Origin of the sequence: Streptomyces sp. NBC_00193 (genome assembly GCF_026342735.1) — a bacterium.
GTDB classification, from domain to species: Bacteria; Actinomycetota; Actinomycetes; order Streptomycetales; family Streptomycetaceae; genus Streptomyces; species Streptomyces stoeckheimensis.
The window spans coordinates 5641410-5661730 of record NZ_JAPEMM010000001.1; the positions used below are offsets into that span (position 1 = coordinate 5641410).

15 protein-coding genes are annotated in these 20321 nt (G+C 72.3%); 8 read left to right on the plus strand and 7 right to left on the minus strand.

Annotated elements, in window-relative coordinates; translation table 11 throughout:
* Positions 1 to 815 precede the first annotated feature (815 nt).
* The 7 genes from OG898_RS25265 (at position 816) to OG898_RS25295 (ending at position 12155) form a co-directional block, all read left to right on the plus strand.
* A complete protein-coding gene (locus OG898_RS25265) occupies positions 816 to 2156 on the plus strand; it encodes a cation:proton antiporter (RefSeq protein ID WP_266959374.1) in 1341 nt (446 codons plus the stop codon).
* Positions 2149 to 6351: a LuxR family transcriptional regulator gene (locus OG898_RS25270; protein WP_266959376.1), complete on the plus strand. Its 4203-nt coding sequence runs from the start codon at positions 2149 to 2151 to the stop codon at positions 6349 to 6351. Before OG898_RS25265 ends, OG898_RS25270 begins: the two co-directional genes overlap by 8 nt.
* Before the next feature lie 9 nt (positions 6352 to 6360).
* Entirely contained in the window at positions 6361 to 6684 is a 324-nt protein-coding gene (locus OG898_RS25275; protein ID WP_250745214.1) for a PadR family transcriptional regulator, read from the plus strand.
* On the plus strand, positions 6681 to 7361 hold the full coding sequence (locus OG898_RS25280) for a hypothetical protein (protein WP_266959379.1): 681 nt from the start codon (positions 6681 to 6683) through the stop codon (positions 7359 to 7361). The genes OG898_RS25275 and OG898_RS25280 overlap by 4 nt, the downstream gene beginning before the upstream one ends.
* Positions 7362 to 7609: 248 nt before the next feature.
* Positions 7610 to 9856 carry an MMPL family transporter gene (locus OG898_RS25285; RefSeq protein WP_266960425.1) on the plus strand — a complete coding sequence of 749 codons (2247 nt, stop codon included), beginning with the start codon at positions 7610 to 7612 and terminating at the stop codon, positions 9854 to 9856.
* 140 nt (positions 9857 to 9996) lie between these two features.
* Positions 9997 to 11679, plus strand: coding sequence for an NAD(P)/FAD-dependent oxidoreductase (locus tag OG898_RS25290; RefSeq protein ID WP_266959380.1), 1683 nt, complete (start codon positions 9997 to 9999; stop codon positions 11677 to 11679).
* On the plus strand, positions 11676 to 12155 hold the full coding sequence (locus tag OG898_RS25295) for an ester cyclase (RefSeq protein ID WP_266959382.1): 480 nt from the start codon (positions 11676 to 11678) through the stop codon (positions 12153 to 12155). The genes OG898_RS25290 and OG898_RS25295 overlap by 4 nt, the downstream gene beginning before the upstream one ends.
* Here the strand turns inward: OG898_RS25295 and OG898_RS25300 are convergent.
* The 3 genes from OG898_RS25300 to OG898_RS25310 all read right to left on the minus strand — a co-directional run bounded on the left by OG898_RS25300 (position 12082) and on the right by OG898_RS25310 (position 15286).
* Positions 12082 to 12774 (minus strand): response regulator transcription factor, encoded by a 693-nt coding sequence (locus tag OG898_RS25300; protein WP_250745218.1) that lies wholly within the window; start codon positions 12772 to 12774, stop codon positions 12082 to 12084. The two genes, OG898_RS25295 and OG898_RS25300, sit on opposite strands and share 74 nt — an antisense overlap.
* Positions 12775 to 12984: 210 nt before the next feature.
* Complete coding sequence (locus tag OG898_RS25305) at positions 12985 to 14004, minus strand: methyltransferase (protein WP_266959385.1); 1020 nt, start codon at positions 14002 to 14004, stop codon at positions 12985 to 12987.
* Between the two features lie 10 nt (positions 14005 to 14014).
* Positions 14015 to 15286, minus strand: coding sequence for an acyltransferase (locus OG898_RS25310; protein WP_266959387.1), 1272 nt, complete (start codon positions 15284 to 15286; stop codon positions 14015 to 14017).
* Between the two features lie 235 nt (positions 15287 to 15521).
* Between OG898_RS25310 and OG898_RS25315 the strand changes: the two genes are divergently transcribed.
* Entirely contained in the window at positions 15522 to 16316 is a 795-nt protein-coding gene (locus OG898_RS25315) for an SDR family oxidoreductase (RefSeq protein ID WP_250745221.1), read from the plus strand.
* 150 nt (positions 16317 to 16466) lie between these two features.
* Here OG898_RS25315 and OG898_RS25320 read toward each other — a convergent pair whose 3' ends face one another.
* The 4 genes from OG898_RS25320 to OG898_RS25335 form a co-directional block, all read right to left on the minus strand.
* Positions 16467 to 18173: an NAD(P)/FAD-dependent oxidoreductase gene (locus OG898_RS25320; RefSeq protein WP_266959389.1), complete on the minus strand. Its 1707-nt coding sequence runs from the start codon at positions 18171 to 18173 to the stop codon at positions 16467 to 16469.
* A 147-nt stretch (positions 18174 to 18320) separates the two neighbouring features.
* Entirely contained in the window at positions 18321 to 18899 is a 579-nt protein-coding gene (locus OG898_RS25325) for a cupin domain-containing protein (protein ID WP_250745223.1), read from the minus strand.
* Positions 18900 to 18992: 93 nt separating this feature from the next.
* Positions 18993 to 19796 carry an SDR family NAD(P)-dependent oxidoreductase gene (locus tag OG898_RS25330; RefSeq protein ID WP_250745224.1) on the minus strand — a complete coding sequence of 268 codons (804 nt, stop codon included), beginning with the start codon at positions 19794 to 19796 and terminating at the stop codon, positions 18993 to 18995.
* A gap of 55 nt (positions 19797 to 19851) precedes the next feature.
* On the minus strand, positions 19852 to 20316 hold the full coding sequence (locus OG898_RS25335) for an anthrone oxygenase family protein (protein ID WP_266959392.1): 465 nt from the start codon (positions 20314 to 20316) through the stop codon (positions 19852 to 19854).
* Positions 20317 to 20321: the final 5 nt, after the last annotated feature.

Here is a 20321-nt window from a genome sequence, read left to right on the forward strand (position 1 = left end):
TTAGGACGCCTTTGAGCCTCGCACAGCCAGCCACCTCGAAGCAATAGGGTTACGGTCATTTCCGGAGTGCCGCGAGTCGCCCCGTCGGGCATTTCGGAGTGGGTCGCCCCGGGTATGGAGGTGTCGCTTCGTCATTCATGGAGGTCGGGGGTGGCCGTGATCGTTGCGCATGCGTACGCGCCGTCGGGTCTTGGTCGGTCAATAGGGGGAAAGTTGTTCCGCAATGCGAACACCTCGGATCCGGGCGGGACGCGGCCGTGATCGAGGAGCGCTGTGCCCGGCGGGCGCTCGGCCGGCTCGGCGTCGCCGCCGCCCCCGGGACGGCGCGCTCCGGCCGAGGTGAGCAATCTCGGCGATGACAGCAGGTCGGCCCGGACCGCAGGCTTGAGGAGCCGACGGGGGACCGGCGCCCGTCCCGGGCGCATCGCGCCGCCCCGGCCGCACCACGCGGCTCCGAGACGGGTCCTTCGGCGGGCATTCCCGGCGATCGGGCACGCCCGCGGCCCATCCGGGGCCACACCGGCCACATGGGCCACACCGGCAGAGCGGCCACGCGGGCAGAGCGGCCCGAGCGGACGAGCGGACGAGCGGACGAGCGGACGAGCGGAAGCCAGGGTCGCGGGCCGCGGGTCGCGGGTCGGCGTGGTCCTGTCGTGCAGGCCCGAGGGCGTCCGGTTCCTTCTCCGCGCCGGGCCCCGGGGTCGTACGGCGCGGGCCCGGGCCGAGCGCACCGCCCCTCGTTCCCGTGAGCGGGGTGCCCGGCCGGCGGCCGCCCCCTTCCCACCCGACGACAGCAGATCGAGGTCTGTACCGAAATGACCAGTCACCAAGTGCAGTTGTTACTGCTGGACATCGCGCTGATCCTGCTGCTCGCCCGCGGGCTGGGTGCGCTGGCCGTCCGCGTCGGGCAGCCTCCCGTGGTGGGTGAGATCCTCGCCGGGATCCTCCTCGGGCCCACCCTGTTCGGCAACCTGGCCGCCGACCACCTCTTCCCGTCCGACGTACGGCCCCTGCTGGCCGGCCTGGCGAACGTCGGGGTCGCGCTGTTCATGTTCGTGGTCGGCCTGGAACTGGAACACCGCCTCCTGCGGGGCAGGACGCGGGCCACCGTCGGAGCGGCCGTCGGCTCGACCCTGGTGCCGTTCGCCCTCGGAGCCCTCCTCGCCCTCTACCTGCTGCGCAATCACCCCACGGAGCAGCGAGCCGCGTTCGTGGTGTTCGTGGGCCTCTCGGTGTCGGTGACCGCGTTTCCCGTCCTCGCCCGAATCCTCGTCAGCCGGGGGCTGTCCCGTACGGCGATCGGGGGCCTCGCACTGGCCACGGCGGCGGTCGTCGACGTCGTGGCCTGGACGGCGCTCGGCGGCGTACAGGCGGTGGCCGGCGACGCCGAGAACTACTGGCTGGTGGCCCTGCTGATCCCGTTCGCGGGGGTGCTGCTGGCCGTACGGCCGCTGCTGCGCAGGGCGTTCGCGCCGGGCGGCATCGAGAAGCCCCTCACGCAGACGATCCTGTCCCTCGTGATGGTCGGGGCCCTGCTCTCCGCGGCGGCCACCGAAGCCATGGGCATGCACTACATATTCGGAGCCTTCCTGTTCGGTGCGCTGATGCCCCGCGAGGGTGTGGACGTGCTGCGCGAGAAGATCCTGGACCGCACCGGGCAGATCACGTCCCTGCTGCTCCCCGTGTACTTCGTGGTGGCGGGCCTCAAGGTGGATCTGCGGGGCGTGGGGCTCGAAGGGCTCACCGAGTTCGGTGTCATCCTGCTCGTCGCGATCGGCGGGAAGTTCGGCGGCACCTATCTGGGCGCCCGGTCGCAGGCCCTGGACAAGAAGGACTCCCTGACCCTGGCGGCGCTGATGAACACCCGGGGCCTGACCGAGCTGGTCATCCTCGGAGTGGGTCTGGAACTCGGCTTGCTGGACGGCTCGTTGTACTCGCTGATGGTGGTGATGGCCCTGGTGACGACGGCGATGACGGGGCCGCTGCTGTCCCTGATCGGGGCGAGGAGTGCGGGCGCCGCGGCGGTCGGGAGGCCCGAGGGTGGCGGGGCGCCCGAGCGTGGCGGGGTGTCCGGGGACGACGAGGCGCCCGGGGACGACGAGGCTTCCGGGGAGGGTGTCGGCAGCGCGGGCCGGGGCAGCCGTGCGCTTGGCTGAGCGGGACCGTGAGTTCGCCGGGCTCGTGGAGGTGCTCGATGACGGTTCCCGGGGCAGGGGGAGCGTTGCGCTCGTCCAGGCCGGAACCGGCTGTGGACGCACCGAGGTGCTCGATGCGCTGAGGGGTGTCGCGGTCGAGCGCGGGTTCCTCGTCCTGCGGGCCACCGGGGCGGGGCCGGAGCGTCGGGTAGAGGGCGGCATCCTGCGCCAGCTGCTCACTTACGCAGACGTTCCCGCGGGCCTTGCCGGTGAGTGGGCCCGGATCGCCGAGGTCGGGGTCGGGGTTGGGGTCGGGGTCGGGGTCGGCGCCCGGTGGCCGCCCGGGGCGGAGAGCGCCGGGGCCCTGCACGAGCTGTCCGCCGCGATCCTCCGGATCTCCGAGCGGGCGCCGGTCCTGCTGTGCGTGGACGACATCGAGCTCGCGGACTCCCTTTCCTTGTACTGGATCCTCCACCTGGCCCGGAACCTGCGCTCGTCCCGCATCGCCCTGGTGGCCGCCGAGTGCACGCCGTCGGGATCGGGCCGCCCGTCGCTGCACGCCGAGCTGCTGCGGCAGCCGAACCACCGCCGGATCGCCCTGGAGCCCCTGTCCCCGGCGGCGGTGGCCACCGTGCTCGCCGGGCATCTGGGTGCGCCCGCCGCGGCGGCCCTGGCCGAGGGCTTCCACCGCTTCAGCGGCGGCAACCCCCTGCTCGTCCGGGCCCTCGTGGAGGACCAGCGGCGGGCCGTGCCGCGCGGCCAGGTGCCGTACGAGCCCGTCGTTGCCGGGGCCTACGCGGACACGGTGCTGAGCTGCCTGCGCCGTGCCGGGCCCCTCGCCCTCCGGCTGGCCCGGGTGCTGGCCGCACTCGACGGCGCTGAGACGGACGCCGGGCTGCCGGCCCGGCTGCTCGACGAGGAGGCCGGGGCCGTCGAGGAGTGCCGCGCGGCGCTGGAGGCGGCCGGGCTCCTGGACGGGGGGCGCCTGCGGCATCCCGTAGCGCGATCGGCGGTGTTGCGGGGCCTGTCGGCGTCCGCCCGCCGGGAACTGCACCGCGGCGCGGCGGAGTTGCTCCACCGGGACGGGGCGAATGCCCTGCGGATCGCGCCGCACCTGCTGGCCGCCGGGCGCGCGCACCCGTCCTGGGCGGTGCCCGTGCTGGAGGAGGCCGCGGAACGCCACCTGGAGGCCGACCGGCCGCAGGACGCACACGACTGCCTCGCCCTCGCGCTCGCCGTCAGCCGGGGCGAGGACGAGCGGGTGGACCTCAGGGCGCGGCTGGCCGCCCTCGCGTGGGTCCTCAATCCGACGCTCGGCACCCGGCACTACGGCGAGTTGGCCCGCGCGCTGCGCGATGGCCGGCTGCCCGGCCGGCACGCTCTGGCGCTGGCGAGACGGCTGCTGTGGCACGGCCGGTTCGAGGAGGCCGCCGAGGCCGTCGAGGCGGCGGGGCGAACCCGGGCCCCCGGGCTGGTCCCGGACCCCGATCCGGCGACGGCCGGGGAGCTACGGGCCACCCGCGGACTCCTGCCGGCGACCCGCGGCCCCGCGGCGGCGGGGAGGGCGGAGCCCTCGGCGACCGGGACCCGGCGCGCCGGTGTGCCCGTCGGTGGGGTTGCCGGGGGCGTGGCCGCCGCCGTGCCCGCCGGGGCCGTGGCTGCCGGAACCTTGCCCGTCGGGGCCGTGCACGCCGGGGTAGCCGTCGGGACGGTGACCGTCCGGAACGTGTCTGCTGGTGTGGCCGCCAGGGTCGCGTCCGTCGGTGTACCCGCCGGGGCCGTGGCTGCGGGGACCGTGCCCGCCGCCGTGCCGGTCCGGGCCGTGCCCGCCGGGGTGGCCGCCGTGGCCGTGGCCGGTTCCGTGTCTGGCGGGACCTTGTCTGCCGGTGTTGCCGTCGGGACGGTGTCTGCCCGGGGTGCGTCTGCTGGTGTGTCTGCAGGGGCCGACCCCGTCGGTGTGACCGCCGGGACCGAACCCGTCGGGTCCGTGCCTGCTGGTCCGGAGGTCGGGACGGTGGTTGCCGGGGCCGTACCTGACGATGTGCCTGGCGGGGCCGGCTCCGTCGGGGTGGTTGCCGGGACCGAACCCGTCGGATCGGTGTCTGCCGGTGTGGCCGTCGGAATGGTGCCTGCCGGAGCCGCGCCCGCCGCAGTGTCCGCGGGGACCTTGCCTGCCGATGTGGCCGTCGCAATCGCGGCCGGGGCCGTGTCCGTCGGGAGTGAACCCGTCGTGGCCGAACCCGGCGGGACGGTGCTCGGCGGGATGGCGGCTGCTGGGGTCGGGGGTGCGGGGAGTGAACTTGGCGGGGCCGGACCCGTCGGGGGCGGGGGTGCGGGGAGTGAACCTGGCGGGGTCGGGACCGTCGGTGTGGTTGCCGGGGGCGTGCCCGGTGGGGGGGATGTCAGGGTTCGGGCTGCCGTGGCGTTGGCCGATGTGCTTGCCCATGGGTCCGGGGGGTCGGGGGCCGTCGATGCGGAGGAAGCGCTACGGGGCATGCGGCTCGGCTGGGGCACTCAGGAGTGGATCGTGTCCGCCGTCACGGCGTTGGTGCTCGCCGAGCGGTTGGAGGCTGCCGAGAGCTGGTGCGAGCTTCGGCTGGCCGAGGCCCGGGGCCGCCGGGTTCCTCTGTGGGAGGCGGAGTTCACCTCGCTGCTGGCCGGCATCCGGCTGCGCCAGGGGGATCCCCGCGCCGCGCGGAGGCTCGCCGAGGCGGCACTGGCCCTGGTCCCGGCGGAGAGCTGGGGCGCGGGACTGGGCGGGCCGCTGTCGGTCCTCGTACGGGCCGCCACCGAGACGGGAGACCACGAGGCGGCCGTGCGGCACCTCGCCGTGCCGGTACCGGACAGGATGTTCTCGACCCGCTTCGGGCTGGACTACCTGCACGCCCGTGGCCGCCACCACCTGGAGGCCGGGCGCCCCGACGAGGCCCTGGAGGACTTCGCGGTCTGCGCCGGGCTGATGCGCGCCTGGGGATGCGACCGGCCCGAGCTGGTGCCCTGGCGGACGGAGTCGGCCCGCGCGCACCTGGCTCTCGGGGACGAGGCCGCCGCGCGGGCCCTGGCCCACGAACAGCTCGCCCTCGCCGGACCGCATCGTACCCGGACCCGCGGGCTCACCCTGCGGGTCCTCGCCGCCACCGCGGACGTCGCCGAGCGCGCGGCGCTGCTGACCGAGGCGGTGGGCGTCCTGCGCGCGGCCGGTGACCCGCTGGAGACGGCCGGCGCCCTGACGGACCTCGGCCGCGCCCACCTCCGGGAGGCCAGGCCGGACAGGGCCCGGGCGGTGTTCGAGATGGCGGCGAGGCTCGCCGGAAGGTGCGGGGCGCAACCGCTGGGGACCGTACTCGCGGCGGAACTGGACGGCCTGGGGCCGCGCGCCGGACGGACCGCGGATGGTGGAGCCGGCCGTTGCCCGGAGAGCGGGTCGGGCGCCGGATCAGGCCGCGGACCGGACGGCGGATCCGGCCAGGGATCGGGCTGCGGTTCGCGCGGTGGTTCGGGTGTTGGACCGGGCCGCGGATCGGGTGTGGGACGGGATGTCGGTTCGGGATGCGGAGGGGGCGCCGGACCAGGCACCGGAGCGGATGCCGGATCCGACGCCAAGCCCGGTCGCCGGGCGCGTGGCGGGTGGGGCCGCGGATCGGGCGTTGGATCGGACGTCGGTTCGGGATGCGGAGCGGGCGCCGGGGCGGGCTGCGGACCGGATGCCGGACCAGGCACCGGACCGGGTGTCGGACCGGGCTGCGGACCGGATGCCGGATCCGACGCCGGGCCTGGTCGCCGGGTGTGCGGTGGGTCGGGCCGTGGATCGGGCGTTGGACCGGATGTCGGTTCGGGCTGCGGACCGGGCGCCGGAGCAGGCGCCGGACCGGATGCCGGAGCAGGCGCCGGTGCGGATGCCGGATCCGACGCCGGGCCCGGTCGCCGGGTGTGTGGTGGGGCGGGGCGGGGCGTCGGCGCTCTGGAGTTGCTGAGTGGTGCGGAGCGGCGGGTGGCCGGGCTCGCGGTGGGTGGGTACACCAACAGGGAGATCTCCGAGCTGCTCGTCGTCACCGTGAGCACGGTGGAACAGCACCTCACGCGCATCTTCCGGAAGCTCGGGGTCAGGGCGCGCAAGGACCTCCCGCCGGAGATCGGGGCCGACCCGGTGGAGTGGAGAGGGACCGGCCGTCGAGGGGCTGAAAGCGCCAGGCCCGATTCCGGCCCCGATGTGTAGTGTGGCGACATGAAGGCAGAGACCTTGCGAGGCAACCTGGAAGGCATGCTGCTGTCCGTGCTGGAGCCCGGAGAACAGCACGGCTATGCCGTCATCGAAGAACTCAAGCGGCGCAGCGGTGACGCGATCAACCTCCCCACGGGGACGGTCTATCCGGCCCTGCACCGGCTGGAGGCCGCGGGGCTGGTCGGCAGCGAGTGGTCGACGTTCAACGGCCGGCGCCGCCGCAACTACTTCCTCACCACGGCCGGACGCCGCGCCCTGGCCGACAAGCGCACGGCCTGGCAGGAGGTCTCCTCGGTCATCTCGGTGGTGCTGGGAGGCGGAGCGTGACGGAAGCGGCGGTTTTACAGCGCTACACCGAGCACATCGCCGAACACCTCGTCGGACCGTCCTCCAGGCGGTCGGCGATCCTCGATGAGGTGCTGGACGGCCTGGAGTGCGCGACCGAGGGCAACCTGGAGGTCTGCCCCGACGCCGAGGAGGCCGCGCAGCGCGCCGTCCAGGAGTGGGGTCCGCCCACCGAGGTCGCCCGGGCCTACAACGACGCCACGCTGAGGCTCAGCGCCAACCGGCTGTCCGCTCGTGCCGTGTGCGCGCTGCCCCTGCTCGCGTTGACCTGGGCGTCCGCCATGCTCGGGGGCCCGGCCGGCCCCTGGCAGGTCCGGCATCCGCCGCTGCTGCTGATGGGACTGTCGGTCGTCGCGTTCGGCTGCGTGCTCTCCCTGGCGGGAGCCGTCTCCGGGCTCCGCAAGGGCAGCGGCATCGAGGCGGCGGACGCGCGGCGGGACCGCGGGGTCACGACCGGGACCCTCGCGGCACTGATCGGACTGCTCTCCGTGCTGGGCGCGCTGATCCTGCTGATGCTCAACCGGGGCCTGAGCCATCCCGAATCCCTGGACTGGCCGATGGTCTCCATCGCGGCGACCCTGACCCTGCTGGCCGGCGCCTACTTCGGGCTGGCCCTGAAGCGTTTCGTCTCGGTCATGCGGGGAGCCGGATCCCCGTAGTTCCGTAGTTCTGTAGTCCCGTAGTCCCGTAGTTCCCCAGAGCCCCTGGTGGGGGCGGCATCCATGGACGGATGCCGCCCCCACCAGGGGCTCTTCGCGTGTCCGGGGAGGGTGCGGGGTCCGGCCAACTTCCCCGTCGGGTCCTGCCTTTGGTTGCGGACGCCGGGCCGGGGAGCTACGTTGATCACCCATGTGTAGCGTGGCTACACAATAGCGTCGCTACAGGAGGTAGGTGTGTCGTGGAGCGCATGACGCGATGGGTGCTCGCCCATCGGCTGCCCGTGGTCCTGGTCTGGGTGGTGCTCACCCTGGTCGGGGGAGCTCTGTCCAGCAGCACGATCGAGAAGCTCTCGTTCGAGTCCCGTCTCCCGGACAAGCCGGCCCAGGTGGCGAACGACACCCTCGCCCAGCGCTTCTCCCAGACGGGCGGCAAGAACGCCCCGCTGCTCCTCGTGGTGACCGTGCCGGAGGGCACGACCGCCGACGGCGAGGACGTCCGCAAGGCCTGGGGCGACCTGGTCGCCAAGGTCACCCCGCAGGGCGGCCGCAGCGTGTCCTACGCGAACACCGGCGACGACTCCCTGATCTCCGCGGACAAGCGCACCACCGTCGCGCTGGTCTATCCGCCGGCGAACCACACCAACGTCCCCTACGAGCAGTCGCTCCCGGGCATCAAGCAGACGGTCGAGCAGACGAAGATCGCGGGCGCCCCGGTCGAGCTGACCGGCCAGCCCGTGCTGTCCGGCCGCGACAGCGGAGCCCAGCGCAGCCCGATCTACGAGACGCTGATCGGCGCCCTCGGAGCCCTGGTCGTGCTCGGCCTCGTCTTCACCAGCGGCCTGGCCATCGTTCCGCTGCTGATGGCCGCGGTCGCCATCCCCACCACGTTCCTGCTGGTGCGCGGCATCACCGGGATCACTGACGTCTCGTTCATCGTGCAGTTCCTGGTGGCCCTCATCGGGCTGGGCATCGCCATCGACTACGCCCTCCTCGTCGTCACCCGCTGGCGGGAGGAACGGCAGAAGCCCGGAGCCGACGGCCCCGATCCCGCCTCGCGCCGTGAGGCGGTCGTACGCTCCGTGGCCAGTGCGGGCCACGCCGTCGCACTGAGCGGCGCCACCGTGGCGATCTCGCTCGCCGCGCTCGTGGTCCTGCCCGTCCCCTTCCTGCGCAGCGTCGGCTACGCGGGTCTCCTGATCCCCCTCGTCAGCGTCGCGGTCGCCCTGACCCTGCTGCCCGTCCTGCTGTACTCGTGGGGCGACAAGCTCGACCGCCCGCGCCGGGCGCACCGCCCGGACAGCAAGATGTGGGGCCGGATCGCCGGGGTGACCACGCGCCGTCCCGCGCTCACCGCGGTGATCAGCGGCGCGCTGCTGCTGGCCCTGGCCGCGCCCGTGTTCGCCCTGCAGCTGGGGCAGCCGGCCACCGTGACACTGGCTCAGGGCGGACAGCCCGCCGCGGCCTTCCAGCGGATCGTCGACGCGGGCTTCGGCGAGGGCATCGCACGCCCCCTCGAAGTCGTCGTGGAGGCCGGCGGCAGTGACGCGATGAACAGCCGGCTCGGCGGTCTCGAAGGCGTCGCGGGCTCCGTGGCCCCGGCGGACTGGGAGCGCGGCGGGCAGCGCATCGTCGACGTGTGGACCACGGCGGACCCGTCGAGCGACGGCGGCCGCGACACGGTGACTGCGGTCATGGACACGGCGGGGGAGACCCCCGGCGCGCTCGTGGGCGGCGGACCCGCCCAGGACGTCGACTTCATCGACGCGGTCTACGGATCCCTCGGGCTCATCCTCGTCTTCGTCGCCCTGCTCACCTTCGTCGTACTGGCCCGGACCCTGCGCTCGGTGGTCCTTCCCGTGAAGGCCCTGATCCTCAACGCGCTGTCCACCTGCGCGGCGTACGGCGTGGTCGTGCTCGTCTGGCAGGAGGGCTACGGCAGCGAGCTGCTGTTCGACACCCCGGCGATCGGGGCGGTGACCATCTGGATCCCCATGGCGGTCTTCGCCTTCCTCTTCGGACTGTCCATGGACTACGAGGTGTTCATCCTCCACCGCATCCGCGAAACCCATCTGGAGCTGACCGCCAAGGGGGTGCGCGACACGGTGGTCCCCTCCGTCGTGACGGGCATCAGCCGGACGGGCCGCCTCGTCACCTCGGCGGCGCTCATCCTCTTCCTGGCCTTCACCGCACTGGCCAGCATCCCCATCACCGACGTGAAGGTGTTCGCCACCGCGCTGGCGGCGGGCATCATCATCGACGCCACCGTCGTCCGGGGGCTCCTCACCCCGGCGCTGGTCACCCTCCTCGGGCGGTCCAACTGGTGGTTCCCGAACGCCTTGGGCCGGCTGCTCGTCACATCCCCCGGACGGGCGGCCGGCCCGAGGTCAGTCCCCGACGCCGAGACGGCGGCGGGCACGGGCGGCGAGCGCGGCGAGGTCGCGACGCCGGGCGTCGGTTCCCCCTCGTCGACGGCGGGCCCGCGCGGCCGCAGCTGATCGCGGTGCAGGCCGGCGCGCTGCGGTGCGCCGGCCTGCACGTGCTTTGTCACGCCTTCATCGGCATGGACAAGGGTGGTCGTGCGGACGCCAGGCCGGAGCCGGCGTCCGCGACCAGACGACTGCGAAGGGAACCGACCGTGACCGCACGACCGACAGAACAGCAGCCCAGCCACGACGTGGTGATCCTCGGGTCCGGAATCGCCGGGTCCACGCTCGGCGCGGTACTGGCCCGCAGCGGAGCCAAAGTACTGATCGCCGACGCGGGCACCCATCCGCGGTTCGCGGTGGGGGAGTCGATGATCCCCCAGCTCATCGCCTGGCTCCAGGTGCTCGCCGAACGCTTCGACGTACCGGAGTTCCAGGCCCTGACCGACGCGACCACGATCAACCAGAAGGTGAGCAACACCTTCGGCCGCAAGCAGCACTTCGGATTCATGCTGCACCGGCCGGGCCAGGAGCCCGACCCGGACGAAGCGCACCAGTTCGTCATCCCCGACGCGCTGACCTCCGCGAGCCACCTCTTCCGGCAGGACAGTGACGCCTACCTGCATCACGTGGCGGTCGGATACGGCTGCGACACGCGTCAGCAGTGGCGGGCGGAGAAGATCGACTTCGACGAGGCCGGCGTCACGGTCACCGGCGCCGACGGGCAGGTCGTCAGGGCCCGCTACCTGGTGGACGCGAGCGGCTTCCGCTCCCCGCTGGCGGACCGCCTCGGGCTGCGCGAGCAGCCGGCGCGCTTCCGCCACCACTCGCGGTCCCTGTTCACGCACATGATCGGGGTACGCCCCTTCGACGACGTGCTCGAGGTCCCGGAGCAGAGCCGGCCGCCCGTCCCGTGGCACAACGGCACCATGCACCACCTCTTCGACCGGGGCTGGTTCTGGATCATCCCCTTCGACAACCACGAGCTCTCCCGCAATCCGCTGTGCAGCGTGGGGGTCACCCTCGACCCGCGCACGTACCCCAAGCCGGAAGGGATCGGTGCCGAGGAGGAGTTCGCTCGGCTGCTCCGCCGGTTCCCGGCCGTGGAGCGGCAGTTCGAGGGAGCCCGGAAGGTCCGGGAGTGGGTCTCCACCGGGCGGCTCCAGTACTCGTCCCACAAGACCGTGGGACACCGGTGGTGCCTGATGTCGCACGCCGCCGGCTTCCTGGACCCCCTGTACTCCCGCGGCATGTCCAACACCTTCGAGATCATCCACGCCCTCGCCCCGCGCCTCCTCGGGGCCCTCGCCGACGACGACTTCGCGGAGGAGCGCTTCCGTCACGTAGAGGAGCTCGAACAGGGACTGCTCGACTACAACGACACACTCGTCAACTGCTCCTTCATCGCCTTCTCCCACTTCCGCCTCTGGGACGCGGTGTTCCGGGTCTGGGGGAGCGGCAGCACCCCCGGCACGCTCCGGATCAACAATGCGCTGCGGAAGTTCCGCGGGGACGGGGACACGAGCGTCTTCGACGCACTGGAGAAGGCGCCCCACACCGGCCTCTGGTGGCCGGACAACGACGAATTCAAGGCGCTGCTCGCCGTGACGGCCGAGGCCTGCGCCCGGTACGAGGCGAAGCTGATCGACGGCGACACGGCGGCGGACCTCATTCTCGAACAGATCCGGGAATCCGGTGCGGTGCACGACGGATTCGGCTGGAAGGACGTGAAGCAGCGGTTCATCCACCCGGATCAGGGCCAGATTGCGGATTTCCTGAAATGGGCGGTGGCGTCCCCGGTGCCGGAACTGAACACCGTCGGCCGCGAAAGCCTCGCGGCGCTGCGCGCGGCGGGTGCGCCGCCGTTCTCCGCCTCCCCGGAGCCGGGCCGGTGAGCGACGCCGTGACCCCGCACGGGGAACAGACCGTCCAGGAAGCCAACAAGGCCCTCGCCCGGCTGTGGTTCGAGGAGGGCTGGAGCCGCGGGAACCTGCAGGCCGCCGACCGGATCTTCGCCCCCGAGTTCCTGCTGAACGGCGAACCGGTCGGTCCCGCCGGCCCCAAGCGGAGCGTGTGGTCGCGGCGCGCCGCGTTCGCCGGGCTCAGGGTCGACGTCGGCCTTCAGGTGGCGGAGGGGCCCTGGGTGGCGAGCTGGTACACCGCACGCGGCACGCACGTGGGGGAGTTCGCCGGACTGGCACCCACCGGGCGTGACATCTCCTCCGAAGGCATTCAGCTCTGGCGGGTGGAGAACGGGCTGGTCGTCGAGGACCGGAACGTGTTCGATACCAGGCGGGTCATCGCGCAGCTGCTCGCGCCGGACGGACCGATTCCCGGTCCGGGCCCGCGCGCAGCGGCCCGGCGTGAATGATGTTCTTCTCGTAGGCGAAGATGACCGCGTGCACCCTGTTGCGAAGGCTCAACTTCTCCATTACTTTCTGGATATGAGATTTCACGGTGCTCTGACTCAGCGTTAATTCCGTAGAAATCTCGGCATTGCTGAATCCTCGCGTCATGAGGCGGAACACCTCGATTTCCCGCTCGGTCAGCGGGTCGAGCGGAGAGTCGGCCGAATCCTGCTGGGTCCTGGGGATGAGCAGGGACCGGCCGGCGGCCATGATGCGGACCGCGGCGGCGAGCTCCTGTGCGCTGCTCCCACTGGACAACAGGCCGTTCACGCCGGCCTGGAGCACTTGGTCCGCCGCCGCGCCCACATCGTCGATCAGGACGAGGACGTTCGGGGGCGGGAGCGTCGAACGGGGCGGCGAGAGCGCGTCTATGCTCTTCAGAGCCTGTGTGGCGTTCTTGTGGGCGTTGATGATGACGACATCGGGCCGCAGCTCCCGGTACCTGGTGGCCGCGGTGGCGTCGTCCTGGGCGACACTGGCCACCCGCAGGTCGGGGCAGCCGTCGAGAATGGCCTGCAGCCCGGTCAGCGAGATGGGGTGCGAATCGACGAGCAGGACACTGATGCGAGGCGAGCCTGACATGTATTCCCCCGAAGTTCATGGACAGTGCAGTCGTCGGCCAGAATAGCCTGGCCGATGTCGGTCGGATCCAGCTGGTTCTTATCCCAGATTGGCGAGTTCGGGCAGGGCTGCCCCGCTCAGGCGCGTCGAAACACGTGTTTACGGTGAGGAATTCAACGCGAGGAACACCCGCTCCCGGGCCACTGGTCCGGGAGCGGGTGTGCTTTCGTGTCAGTTCTTGCGGCCGATCACCGCGGTGGTCAGCGCGGGCAGTCTGAGCACCCGTTCGACCGTGAAGCCCGCCTCCGTCATCCAGGCGCCGCACTCGGCCGGCGCGAAGCCGGCGGCCTGTGCGGACTGCAGCATCATGATGAGGCTGAGCATCAGCGGCTCCGCCTCCCGCCGCTCGTCGTCGAGCATGGTGTCGTAGACGATGACCGCCCCGCCGTCGTTGACGGCCTCGTAGGCCTTGCGCAGGAGCGTGGCGCGCTGCTGCATCGGCCAGTCGTGCAGCACGCTGCCGAGGATCACCACATCGGCGCGCGGCAGATCCGCGCTGAAGAAGTCGGCGCCCACGAAACGCAGTTGCTTCTCGACCCCGCGCTCCGCCACGAGCCGGTCGAAATGCTCCTCCATCGCCGGCCGGTCCAGCACCGTGCCGGTGAGCCCGGGGTGCGCGGCGGCGAGGCGCGCCGCGAGATTGCCGCGCGCCCCGCCCACATCGCTGAAGGTCGTGTACCGGGACCAGTCGAAGGCGTGCGCCAGCTCGCCGGCCACGGCCCCGCTGAAACCGTCCATCGCCGAGAGGAACTGCCGTAGCCGGGCCGGGTCGTGGAAGATCCGGGTGAACGGGACCTCGCCGCCGGCCGTCTGGTTGCGGGCGGCGCCGCCCCGCAGCAGCGCCGGGAGCGACTCCGGGTCGCTGCCCATGAGTTCGCTGGTCATCCGCAGGAACCCGCCCACGAATCCCGGCCCGTCCGGCAGCAGGTGCTCCTGTGCGCCGGGGCTGTTGCCGTAGCGGCCGCCGGCCCGCACCAGGAGGCCGATGGCGGCCAGGGCGTCCAGGAAGTCCCGGCCGCCGCGGGGGTGCAGGCCCGTACGGGCGCACAGCTCCTCGGCGCCGAGCGGGCCCTCGCCCAGCACCGAGAAGACGTCCAGATCCATGGCCGCGGTCAGGAGTTTGCCCCGGAAGAAGGACCACCCGACGAACATGACGTCGAAGGGGTCCGTGACGGGTCCTGGCGTCGTCATGTGCGTGACCTCATTCCCTGGTGGTGGAGCTGCTTTCGGCGCGCGGGCTCCGCGCGGCAGCGGCCGCCGGCTCGGTGCGCGGCGCCGGCACGGGTGCGGTGCGCCGCCCTATCCGGTGGCGCAGCAGGCGTTCCACCGGGCGCTCGTAGAACTGGTAGAGAAGGGCGCAGACGGCCAGGGTGACGAAAAGGGCGAGAAGTGCCCAGCCCGCATTCGACCAGCTCGGCTGGACGGGCCGCATATAGAATTCGATGATGCTCTTCTTGTCGAATACCGCCGACGAGATCTCGAAGAGCACGGTGAAGTGCAGAAGGTAGAAGGCGTACGACCATTCGCCGAGGGCCACCATCGGCCTCGCCCGCAGCCAGGAGGCGCCTCCCGCGAGGTCCCGCTGGGCCACCGCGACGACCACGAGCGCGAACAGCGGGGCGGACACCTGGCCGAGGGCGTCGAAGAGGACGTACAGCCGCCAGGTCTCGTGGCGCAGCAGCCACAGCCCGAAGAAGCCGGCGGCGAGCAGCGCGGTGGCCGACCGGACCCCGACGGGGGAGCGCCAGCCCTTGCGGACAGCGGCCGCCGCGACCATGCCGAGGAGGAACTCCCAGACCCGGGCGATGGGCGAGTAGGTGCCGAAGATCAGGCCGTCCATGCCGGTGAACGCGGGGCGCGCCTGGGGCGGATAGGCGTCCCAGAGGTACAGCTTGATCCCCCAGCCCACCGCCACGAGGGCGACGGCCGCCCAGCCGAGCCAGCGCAGCGAGCGGCGGACCGTGTACTTCGCCACGAAGGGGAAGATCGCGTAGAAGAAGGCCTCGCAGGCCAGTGACCAGGTGACCGGGTTCGTGCTGCTCAGGATGTAACTGGGCATCCAGGCCTGGTAGAGCAGGACGGCGGAGAGCGCCATCAGGACCAGGGTGTCGGACTGGCCCGGCCGCGCATCGGGAAGCTGGAGGAAGAGCGGGACCGCGACCCCGACGGCCAGCAGCGGCCAGATGCGGGCGAACCTGCGCCCGTAGAACGGGCCGACCCGGTCGCCGGCCATGTACGTCCAGGTGAGGACGAAGCCCGAGAGCACGAAGAAGAACGTCACTCCGGAGGAGCCCAGGCCGAACACGGCCTTGGCACCGGGGAGCGGCAGCAAGGTGCTGACGTGCGAGAGGAAGACGGCGAAGGCGGCGATCCAGCGCAGTCCGGTGAGGGAGTCCAGCCGGGCGGCCGGTCCCTCTCCGGGCGCTTGGCGCGCGACGGGCGCAACATCGCGTCTGTGAGCGGAGGACGTCATGGCAAGGACACCAGCCATTTCCATGGGGACGGGGACGGAGTGGGGTGACGGTCCCGGGGAATCGGGCCCGTCACGCGGCTGCATTTCATCACCGGGCGATGAATCCCCGCTTAAGTCAAAATAAATCGGTCCCGCCCGGCCTTTCTTTCCGATTATTTGCTGGCTTGTTCCCGGATATCGTGGATAGCCTGTCCCGGCGTATGAAGTTAATTGTCGAAGAGATTCGAGGAATGCCATGCGGCGATTTCCGTACGCCTCGGCGATGGTGACCGGGGCGTCGAGCGGGATCGGTGAGGGGTTCGCCCGCCTGCTCGCCCGGGAGGGAGTGGACCTCGTGCTGGTCGCGAGGCGGGGCGACCGGCTCAAACAGCTCGCCGCCGAGCTGGAGTCCGCCCACGGGGTGAACGTGGAGGTGATGCAGCTCGACCTCACCGACGAGGGCCAGGTCGCGTCGGCCGAGCAACGGCTCGCCGAGGCCGACCGGCCCGTGGAGCTGCTGGTGAACAACGCCGGTTCGAGCGGCTCCGGTTACTTCGCGGAGCTGCCGGTGGAGCGTGAGCTGCACACCGCGGTCCTCAACGCCGTCGTGCCCCTGAGGCTGTCCCACGCCTGCCTGCCCGGCATGATCGCCCGCGGCGCCGGCGGCATCGTGAACGTCTCCTCCCTCGTCGCGGTCCTGCCCAAGCCCCGGTCCGCGACCTACGCCGCCTCCAAGGCCTTCCTGTCCTCGTTCAGCGAGAGCCTGTCCATGGAGGTCGCCCGCCACGGGGTCAACATCACCACCGTGCACACCGGTCTGACCCGCTCCGGGTTCCACGAGGCGGCCGGCGTGCCCACCTCGGCCCTGCCCGACATCAAGTGGCTGACGTCCGAGCAGGTCGCCCGCGCCGGCCTGGACGCGGTGGCGGCAGGACGGGCGTCCACGGTGCCGGGCCTGGCGTACCGCATCAGGCTGCCCCTGATGCGGGCGGCGCCGCGCTCCGTGGTCCGGGCCATCACCCGGCGGGTCCACGAGAAGCCGCGGACCTGACCCGGCCCGCACGAACGGCGAGCGGGCGGCCCCCACCCCTGCGTGGGAGCCGCCCGCTCTGTGTCGTGCCCTGCCGGGTGATCGCGCGACCGCTTGATCGCGTGACCGCGTGACCGCGTGACCGCGTGACCGCTTGATCGCGAGACCGCGTCAGTGCGGCAGGGCCATCTCGTCGTCGGTCTGCCCCGTGAGGGGCGCGCCGTGCACGTCCACGCCGTTGACGAGGTAGCTCAGCTCCTCCGGGCCCTCGTGGCGCAGCCAGTTCGCCATCCGTCTCAGGTCGTCCGGCATGGGGTAGACGAACCGCCGGCCCGGGTCGCGCAGCCCGAGGTGGTCCAGCACCACGGGGGTCTTCACCACCGTGCCCAGCAGCTCCCCGCCCGCGTCGGCCGCGGTGCGCTCCCCGCGGTCGACCGCCTCGCAGACCCGCACCATCTCGTCGAACAGCGCCTTGTAGCCCTCGGATCCGGGTACGGGAAGTCCCGGGTGGGCGGCCTGCTCCATCGCGCGGAGCACCCCGTCGTCGCCGGAGGCCGCGAACCGCTCGGTGAACCGGTCGAAGCGCAGGTTGATCGGCACCTCGGCCGCGCACCAGATCCGGTAGACGGCGTTCCACAGGGAGTGGTCCTGGAAGGAGATGAACGAGCAGTTGACGAGCTCGTCGTTGTAGCGGATCAGTCCCTGCTGGAGCTCGTCGACGTACCGGAACCGCTCCTCGTCGAAGTCGTCCTCCGCCAGGGCGTCGAGCAGTTTCCAGGCGAGGGAGTTGACCACCTCGCCGGTGTTGGTGAGGCCGCGCGAGTACAGCGGGTCGATGAAGCCGGCGGCGTGCGACATCAGGCACCAGCGGTGCCCCACGGTCTTGTCTGAGGCGTACTGGATCCGGCCGGCCGACACCCACGGCCTTACGGTCCTGGCGTCCGCGAACAGCCGCTCCACCGCGGGGAACCGTGCCGCGAAGCTGCGGAACTCCTCTTCCGGGGTGACCGCCTCGTCCTTGGGGTACATCCGCTCGTCCAGCGTGAGGCCGACGCTGACCAGCGGGTTCTTCGATCCCGGCGCGTTGTTGAACGGGATGGACCAGAACCACCCACGATCGAAGAGGTGGTGCATGGTCCCTTCCACCCAGGGGATGGGCGGCGCGTCCTCGGGTCCCACGCGCAGGCACTCGTCGGTCGGCCGGACCCCCAGCATGTGGGTGAACATGGACCGGGAGTGGTGCTTGAGCGCCCCGGGAGCCTTGCGCAGCCCGAGCTGCCCGGCGAGCGGGGAGCGGAACCCGCTGGCATCCACCAGGTAGCGGCCCTCGTGGCGCTCGCCGCCCTTCCCGATCACGGCCACGTGGTCCCCGGCCAGTTCCACGTCCTCGACGTGGAAGGCCTGGCGGACGTCGCAGCCGTAGCGGACGGCCGCGTGGAAGAGGTACGCGTCGGTGTCCTGGCGGAACAGGTGCCCGGTCTGCAGCGCCTTCGAGGGCGGGCTGAACTGCAGGAACTCGGCCGGGTCGGGCTCCTTGCCCTCCTCGTGCCGGATGAAGCCGAAGTGGCGCTTGGTCCCGGAGGTCGGGGCGATGTCGTCGTGGATGCCCTCGTACGAGGTGAGCGACTCCAGTTCGGGGACGCCGTAGCGCCGGGCCAGCAGCCGGAACACCTTCAGGGTGTACAGGGTCGTCGACTCCCCGACGGCGAACCGGGGGTGCGTTCCGCCGTCGAGGAGCAGGACGGAGACGCCTTGCTTCGCCAGGATGGCGCCCAGGGTGGACCCGGCGATGCCGGAACCCAGGATGATCACGTCGTGGCGGCGGGGCGGTGCGGCCGACCGCAGGCTTGCGCGGCTGCCGGGGTGTTGTCCGTGCATGCTGTCCTCCTGTGGGACGCGAGCGGGTGGGCGGCTTCCGGGTACGGCGGAGCCGGACGGGAGACGGCCGGGGTGGCGCGGAACGGCGCGCCACCCCGGCCGGGGTCCTGCGAGCCGGGTGGACGCCGGCTCCTCGATCGGGCTGGATCAGCCCCGTACGCCGTGCGCGGCGGGCGGACCGCCGGCGCCGCGGCGGACACCGGCCGGCGGGCCGCCCACGTCACCGCGGGCACCGGGCGGCGGAGTGAACCCGCGCATCTGGTTCGCGTTGGCGAGCTCCTGCATCTTGCTCCAGTCCGGAGCCCCGCCCGAGACGAGCTCGGACAGGCCGATGAAGAAGTTCTCGACGCCGCCGGGGGTCGCGATGACCAGCAACTGGCCGGGCTCGTCACCGACGTTGAGGAAACGGTGCGGAACCCCGCGGGGCCCGTAGATCACGGTGCCCGCGGTGATGGTCTCGGTGACCCCGCCGACCTCGAACTCGTAGGTGCCCTTGTTGACGAAGAACGCCTCGTCGGCGGTCTCGTGGACGTGCAGCGGCGGACCGCTGCCCGGCTGGGTGGTGATCTGGTAGAAGCTGTAGAGCCCGCCGGTGTCCTCCTTGCGCAGCAGGAACCGGCCCTCCTCGCCGAACCAGCAGACGGGCTCCACCTCGTCCCGGTTGACGACCTTCCGTTCGGTCGTGGCCTCGGTCTTGGTCCCGGTCTCGGTCTCGGTCTTCGACATGCCTTCTCGTGTCCTTTCGTTCGGGTCGTCCGGTCACGGACAGGCAATCAGCGCCGGCAAAGGGGCCGATAAAGGTGGGGAAAAGCGGGCCGGTCAGGCCAGGGCCGTGCCGCCGTCAGCGACCAGGCAGCTGCCCGTGAGGTACGAGGCGCGCTCGGAGGCGAGGAACGCGATGATCTCGGCGATGTCCTCGGGGGTTCCGTTGCGCCGCAGCGCGGAGCGCTCGGCGGCGGCCCGGCGGGCTTCCTCCGGGATGTGCCGGGCGAGTTCGGTGAGGGTGAGGTTGGGCTCCACCGCATTGACCCGCACCCCGTGCGGGCCCGCCTCCAGCGCCAGCGTGCGTACGGCGGCCTCCACCCCGGCCTTGGCCACGGACAGTGGCAGGAAGCGCGGCGCGGGCCGGCGGGCGAGCGCCGCCCCCACCGCCACCACGGAGCCCGCGCCCCGGGCGATCATGTCGGGAAGGACCGCGTGCGCGGTCAGGAACAGCGCCTTGAGCTGCCGGGTGACCACGTGCTCCAGGTCCTCCCAGGCCAGCTCGGTCGCGGGGGCGATGCGCGCCTCGTGGGCATCGAGACCGGCTGCGTTGAGCACCAGGACGTCGACCGGGCCCAGTTCGGCCCGTACGCCGGCGACCAGCGCGGCCACCTGGCCGGGATCGGTGACATCGCCCTGGAGCGCCACCGCCTCTCCGCCGCGGCGCCGGATCGCGTCCACGAGCTCCTGGGCCCGGTCCGCGCTCTTGTGGTAGTTGACCGCCACGCGGGCGCCGCGGGCGGCCAGGATCCGCGCGGTGGCCGCGCCGATGCCCCGGCCCGCGCCGGTCACCAGCGCGACGCGGCCCGCGAACTCCGGTGCGGAGGACCCGTCGTGGCTCTGCTCGTCTGCGGGGTTCACCCGTTCTGCTCCTCTGGCTCGAAGGGGGATGGTCGTAGGGGGGCGTACGGGGCACTCAGGCCCACGCCAGCCAGCAGCCGCCGAGCGCCGCGCCGAACGCCAGGACGGCGAAGGCCGTGCGCAGCCGGTTGGCGCGTGCCCAGCGGGCGCGCAGGAGGTCCCAGCCCCCGGGGATCTCCCGGGCCTCGGCCCAGGCGTCGATCCGCCGGTTCATGCGGACGTTGCGCAGTTCCGACACCAGGGCGACGCCCACCACCGCGGCCAGGGCCAGGGCGAACACCGCCTTCGCGGCGGCTCCCGGGGCCAGGAACGACAGCCCGAGCCCGGCGGCCAGGGCCACCTTGTTGACGGTCGGCATCAGCGGGTCGAAGCCGGGGTCCAGGGCCCGGTGGACCTCCGACCAGGTCTGCCGCGGCAGACCCGACAGCATCGGAACGACGGCGTTCTCCACGGCGATCAGGGCACCCGCCAGCACCCCGGTGCACAGGACGAAGGCGGTGGCCAGGGCGGCGGCCAGCACGGGCG